Below are 6530 nucleotides of genomic sequence, written 5' to 3'. Positions count from 1 at the left end.
GAAGCGCTGCGTACATCCAGCCGCAGAGTGAAACCTGCTTGCGACCAGCGCGCGACCAGCCGCCCAACATCCTCGCTATCGACGCGATGCTCTAGCTCGACCGTCCCGCCGTCGAAGCACACCTTGAATAGTTCCGATTCGATGGCCCCGGAGCCCTCGCGAACAGCTTCGAAGCAATCCGCTCGCCGCCAATCCTTAAGCTCGGCCTGGCTCACGTTCTGCGCGATCGCCCGGTAGGTGCTCACTTGATCGATGGTCCCGGCGCTGGCATCGACCGTCCCCTGCATCGGATCCGGCTCGCCGCCCCCCGTACAGGCCGTCGTCATCACGACAGCCGCTGCCAGCAGAAGTGTTTGTGCTTTCATGTGTGCGCTTCTTTGTTCGCAATTTGCAAGCAATTAAAAGCGCTGCAGGCGTTTCGCGCAACCGCTGGGGTTTGGCGCCGCCAACGGCGGGGAGGTTGTTGCCGCCAATGGCGGCTGCACATCTGGGGTGGTTGAGCATAGCATGCGGGGTATAGTTAGGAGATCAAATTGCCTATGACATTACTCAAGGGTTTCCCAAGGAGTAATAAACCCCCGCCAACATGTCAACACTGTCGTTTCCTAAAATGTGCGAATAAACTCCGCGGATACAATTCGTGGTGGGTGCAGAAAACCCATATGCGAGCCGTTAAAAACCGGCATATCCGCTGCAAATTGGCGCACTTTGCGGTCTTCCAGGTTTTTTACGTGTACGAGAAACTTCCATGCATTTCCCGGATCCACCACTCCTATGTGTAGATTAATCAGATGGTATTGATCCTGACTATCCAGTGGATCCTGATCTAGATCAAATAAGATGTCTGATCGCCAGCTCCAATCGACACCCAAAAAAGCGGCAATTCGATTATTGAGCAACGGGTAAGCGATCGAACCGCCGAGGTTGGCGCTGTATTTGGATGACCGTGGCAGCATCTCTCCACTGAGGTCGCAGGTTTCGTGTTCCGACGTCGCCGGGCAAGGTCCGTCGGGAAACCTATTAAATCTGGCGTCGCTGACTCCGATATTGGTATAGAGGGATGTTCCCAATCTAGGCTGGTAGAGAAGATCAAACTCTAGCCCCTGCGTGGTGGCTTCTGCGGCATTGCTTACCAGAAAGCCATTGCCGATAAACGCTTGAATCTGCATATCATCATATTCGGTGCGATAGATCGCTGTATTAGCTGTTAGTGCCCCCTGCAGCGCGGTGAGTTTGTAGCCTACTTCATAAGATTGCGCATACTCCTGATCGAACGAGGCCTCATCGGCCTCTCGCGCTAGCGGATTAAAACCGCCCGCTTTGAAGCCTTGCGCAAGTGTGACATACACCATGTCGTCGTCACCCACGGCATATTTTCCAGCTATTTTTGGTGCAATATTGGATTCATCGCGCCGGTCATCGAGTGTGTATTCAGTTACCCCAAAAGCTGATTGCAGCAAAATGCCTGTCGATTCGTAATCCTGATCGAGATATACCGTCTTGGTCTCCTGCGAAGCTCTGAGCCCAACGACCAGGCTAAGCCGTTCATTCAAATGCCATGTGACTTGTGAGAATAGTGCTTTAGTTATTGTGCTTAAATGATATTGCTGAATTAGTGCGTCCGTTGTCGTTGCATTTAGAAAAGCATCGATACCGGCAAATTCAGATCCGGTGAAAGAATTCTCGACACCCAGCAGCGGCCCCAATACGGACGCCAGCGGCCCTTCCGGTAACATGCGCAGGTCCCCAGCCTGTTTATTGTCTGACCAGAAACCAAAGAAGCCGATAAGGTACTCGAGTGTGCCTGGCCCTGAATCTAATCGTGCTTCCAGCATATTTTGGCGATATGTAAATTGGCGCAACCATTCCGCAATTGGGGCTGATGCTGTGTCGGCATCCAAAAAGAGATCTGAGCGACTCTCGGCATGACTACCGAGTAAAGACAGTTGAAAGTCTGCGATATCCCAGCGAATATCGAGATTAGTCACGTAGGTTGCTACATCGTTCCTGTTATCGCTGTTGGCGTGGCTTTGATAGTCGAATTCTGCTTCCAGTGACTTATCAAAGGCCCCGTGTATCGCCTGTGCATCATCCTCAAGAATGAAAGGTTCCCAGCCCTGACCGGAGTCAGCAGCATGTCCCTCATAGTAGGTTAACGTTGCGGAAAGCTGATTGGAAACTTCCCACAGCATGCGCGTTCGGAGTCCGCTTTTATCGACGCGCTTTTCGTCTTCGTGACGCAGTGTATTGTACACGTAGCCATCGCGCTCTAAGGTGGTACCCGCCAGACGTAAAGCAACCCGGTCTTCCAGCAATGGTAAATTCAACATTGCGGTTAGCTGCCGAGTACTAAGCTCGCCGCCGCGATAACCTACCGAGGCCCCAAAAGTATTTACAGGAGAGGCCGAGGTAACATTGATGGCGCCTGCAATCGTGTTTTTTCCAAATAATGTGCCTTGTGGGCCTTTCAATACCTCTACTCGATCCAAGTCAAGAAAGGCGTCCTGCAGGAAATCAGTTTTGGCATAGTAGACCCCATCGATATAGAAACCCACGGACTGTTCCATTCCATCGTTGATTGGGGCGTTGACGCCGCGCACGCCGACCTGGACATAGCCCGCCGTCATATTGATGTCAGTGTTTGGGGTAACCTGCGAAACGTCCTCGAAAGAATGAATGGCAGCGTTGCTGATCCGCTCTCCACCCAAGACAGACACCGACAGTGGTACGTCTTGGACAGATTCACTTCGCTTTTGTGCAGTGACTATTATCTCGTCGATGCGCTCATTGCTATTGGGTTGCTTTGCCGAAGCAGCCGCTGCAGCAATTAAGCAAAGCACAGTTAAAGTAGTAGACTCTTTTATCACGAACGCTCTTGACCTGCTCCCCGCTAGCCGCACCTACCTGAACTTAGTTAAGTCCAAATATCTCTGGTGGCACACTGTCAACCCACACGCCCTGCCAGCGGCGCGTCAACCCGCACCGAAAATGGCAGAGTAATTTCATAAATTACACCGCCAGTGCCAAAACCAGCCGGCAAACCGTTGCGTAGCGCACGCTGGTTAGCCACATAGAGTCGTCTGCCGTCTGGCGAAAATGCAGGGCCAGTAACTTCCGTCACATTGGGGTCCCCGGGCAGGCGTAATAAAGGAATGGTGGTGCGATCCGGCAACAGCACCATGGCCCGCATATCGCCGCCGTCTTCAACCACAATCATCTCGCCATCGAGCGTCATGGCAATATTGTCCACCCCCGCCATGGGGGGTTCATCTGGGTCGACCGGTGAGCCGACGGGACCGTCCTCCGGGTTATAGATACTTTCTATCGTGCCGCCTACGGTATCGATCGCCCAGATGTTGTCGTCGCTTTTGGTAGAGAAGAAAACAAATCCGGAAAGAAACCAGCAACCCTCGTTACCCGCAAAAACCGTTGTTTCGCTCTGATAAACGTCACTTTGCGGACGTCCATCGTCGATCGCATCAATCCAGCGAATCGGCACAGGGCCTTTGCGTGCGGCATCAATGCCATCATCGACAACCAATACTTGAAGAACCCCCTGCTGCCAATCTGGTCGATCACCCGCTGGCCATGAGGTTTCGGTCGGAAAAATCGTACGATAAAAGCGCTCGTCACCCGCCATATCCTCGGTGTGATAGATTGCTCGCCCTTCGGGATCCAGCGCGGCCATCTCGTGCGCCTTACGGCCAAAACGATCCAGCCTCAAGGGCGTGCCACCGTCGCGCAGCGGGCTACACTCAAACATGTAGCCATCCATTATTTCTTCGCCATTGATCCACGTACCCCAGGGTGTAACCCCACCAGAGCAGTTTGTGGTTGTATCACGTTGTACCGGATACGCATCCACCAGATTTCCAGCAGCATCAAAGCGTAGTGCACTCACGCCTCCGCGCAAGAGCCCCAGCGCCTCCACATGCTCGCGGGAGGTGCCTGGCAAGCCAGCCGCGCCACCGGTGGTACTGTCACGCACTTCACTGTTGGATACATAGATCCAACCACCGTCATCAGTGCGAAATACCGCGCCGCCGTCGGGGTCGGAATGCCACAAAAAACCAGGGTTGTCTGGGATGGGAGGCTCATTGAAAACAGCGATCACCCGCGAACTGAACCCGGCCGGAAGCTGCACCCCATTGTCATCTGCGGCCTGCAAAGGGCCAATACTGGCAAAGGGGCTGCGCCGTGGGGCGGCACTACCCCCACTGCTGCCGGAGCTGCTACTGGAACTGCTATTACAGCCAGCCAACCAGCTGGCGGTGGCCACACTGCCCGCGGAAAACAGCAAAGTGCGCAAGAAGGTACGACGCGAAAGGCCGGAGCGCTCTACATTTTTCAACAGTCGATTCATGATTTAAAACCTGCGTAACGGTGCATAAAGAGTAACAGCGCGCTGTCGCTACTTCGTGACGCACCTCAATTTTTGTTATTGGGCGAAAACTGTAAGGGATGTTCTCATTGGTCAGCGGCGATGTCGACCGCCCCACTACGGTCAGCCCCGGTGTGAAAAAAGGTCAGCAGCCGGAAAAGCCGCGTCATGTGGGGTTCTTACACGAAGCCAGCTGAAACCGCCTAAATACCGGCGCATCCGCGTATTTACCTCGCCTTGCTCTATTTGTTGTTCAACTATAATCCCTATAGGCAACGAACCCGCGGCAATAACACATTTGTCTGCATGGTGCGCCATAGAGCTCGCAACAGCATCGGCCAACGCACGTTGTCTACACTTTAATCTCCATTGAGAGGCAGGCGATGAGCAGGCTGCTATCGCGTGCGGGCACTGAATTGCGGTGGTTCGGCGATCACGGCTTAGCGCCGCCCTATTTGCTCCCTAGGGATAAATAGGAAAGAGCTACCCGATTGGCCAGGAGGAGTTATGTTTGTGTGCGCGCTAGCGATCAACCCAAGCGTAGGAGTCGCAGTAAGGCGATACAGACTGCTCTGTGTCTGGGTACTGTGCAGCACCCTCTCAAATATCGCTGTATCTAAGGAGAATGCGGCGCCAGCAGAGGCTTACGCAACGGGAGACCCGCAGGTGTGTTTAAGCTGTCATGGGCCGAATGGTCCAAGCCCGGCACATAGCATCCTGACCACACCCCACGGCCGAGCAGCCTCAGGGAACGCACCCAACGAACAGCTCTGCCAGAGCTGTCACGGTCCCAGTCAAGAACACCTTGCCCGCTACAGTAATGGTAAACCGGCACCGACAGCTATTGGCTTCAACAACCGAACGCCCGTTGCGCTTCAAAATGCGCAATGCCTAGCCTGTCACCGGAAAGACAATAATACGCATTGGCAAGGTAGCGCACACGAACGCGCCGGCGTTGCCTGCAGCAGTTGCCATTCGCTCCACAATCCCCAGGGTAAAAGCCTGTTAACTTCACCAACCGAGACGGAACTCTGCCTCGGGTGCCACCGCGAAACCCGAGCACAGATCCACAAGACAAGCGCACACCCCATCGCGGAAGGACAGATGGGATGCAAGGAGTGTCACAACCCGCATGGTAGTAGCACCGATGCCTTGTTGCTCGAAAATTCTGTCAATGACACGTGTTATCGGTGTCATGGAGAAAAACGTGGGCCGTTCCTATGGGAGCATGCGCCGGTGCGCGAAAGTTGCGCTAATTGCCATACCCCCCATGGGTCTGTCCACCAGGCAATGCTGCGTTCGCGAGGCCCGTTTCTCTGCCAGCAGTGTCATTTAGCTCCGTACCACCCAAGCACCAACTACAGTGGCGCTGGCACTCCACCAAGTGGTGCGAGCCACTCCATGTTGGCTAGAAACTGTATGAATTGCCATACGCAAGTACATGGTTCTAACCATCCTTCCGGGATCAGGCTAACGCGCTAAAGGAGACTGGGATGATTACGCGCCCACGAATCAAGACCCTTTACTCCATTGCGATCTGTGCATCGTCGGCACTGGCCATAGCAGATGACTCCAACAGCAATGTGACGGGTTACGTTTACGTCGGCAGTGGCTATATCACCGACAGTCAGTTCAAATTCGGCGAATACAATGCTTTGGAAGAGCAGGGCGCCTATCAAGTACTCGACTTCCGTCTGACCTCGCCCTCGGTAAAGCAGACTCAATGGTCTGTGACTGGTGAGAATATCGGGCTGTCCGTGCCGCGGCTTGAAGCCACTTTATCGCATGCGGGAAATTACGGGGTGTATGCCGAATATAGCGAATTTACACACAATCGAAGCAACACTGGGCACACCGTCTTTACCAGTACAGACACCAGTTCGCTGGAATTACCTTCGGACTGGGTCGCTGCGAATACTACCGCCGGCATGAGTGGACTGTCTGGACCTTTGCTAAGTGTTAAGGAGACGCTAGAACGCAAGCGCCTGACGCTAGCCTATGACTGGCTCTCAGCCCCGGATAACTGGTCATTTGATATTGCCTACATGCATGAGACGAAGGAAGGCAATCGCGTTCGTTACGGTGTCATCGGGAACACAGGCGGAAACCCTCGGGCGGCCGCCCTCCCCACCCCCGTCGATTTCGTCTT

General features: G+C 54.1%; 5 protein-coding genes. 2 read left to right on the top strand and 3 right to left on the bottom strand.

The genetic code is table 11. The annotated features are described in order from the left end of the window. The 3 genes from ABYP39_RS16425 to ABYP39_RS16415 all read right to left on the bottom strand — a co-directional run. Positions 1-365: hypothetical protein (locus ABYP39_RS16425; RefSeq protein WP_372783628.1), on the bottom strand; the 365-nt coding region annotated here is incomplete at its 3' end. 240 nt (positions 366-605) lie between these two features. Further along, positions 606-2867: a TonB-dependent receptor gene (locus ABYP39_RS16420; RefSeq protein ID WP_372783626.1), complete on the bottom strand. Its 2262-nt coding sequence runs from the start codon at positions 2865-2867 to the stop codon at positions 606-608. Positions 2868-2944: 77 nt separating this feature from the next. After that, positions 2945-4363 carry an alkaline phosphatase PhoX gene (locus ABYP39_RS16415; protein ID WP_372783624.1) on the bottom strand — a complete coding sequence of 473 codons (1419 nt, stop codon included), beginning with the start codon at positions 4361-4363 and terminating at the stop codon, positions 2945-2947. A 525-nt stretch (positions 4364-4888) separates the two neighbouring features. Here ABYP39_RS16415 and ABYP39_RS16410 point away from each other — a divergent pair. After that, a complete protein-coding gene (locus ABYP39_RS16410; RefSeq protein WP_372783622.1) occupies positions 4889-5863 on the top strand; it encodes a DmsE family decaheme c-type cytochrome in 975 nt (324 codons plus the stop codon). An 11-nt stretch (positions 5864-5874) separates the two neighbouring features. Beyond that, positions 5875-6530, top strand: a 656-nt coding sequence (locus tag ABYP39_RS16405; RefSeq protein ID WP_372783620.1) for an MtrB/PioB family outer membrane beta-barrel protein, incomplete at its 3' end; no start/stop codon positions are given.

The sequence above is a fragment of the Litorivivens sp. genome (assembly GCF_041625495.1).
Classification (GTDB): Bacteria; Pseudomonadota; Gammaproteobacteria; order Pseudomonadales; family Spongiibacteraceae; genus Litorivivens.
This window is presented reverse-complemented; position numbering and strand designations above follow the sequence as displayed.

Excerpts from the sequence above, each read along its gene's own strand:
- ABYP39_RS16415 (WP_372783624.1), bottom strand. The coding sequence starts at position 4,363 with ATGAATCGACTGTTGAAAAATGTAGAGCGCTCCGGCCTTTCGCGTCGT.
- ABYP39_RS16410 (WP_372783622.1), top strand. The coding sequence starts at position 4,889 with ATGTTTGTGTGCGCGCTAGCGATCAACCCAAGCGTAGGAGTCGCAGTA.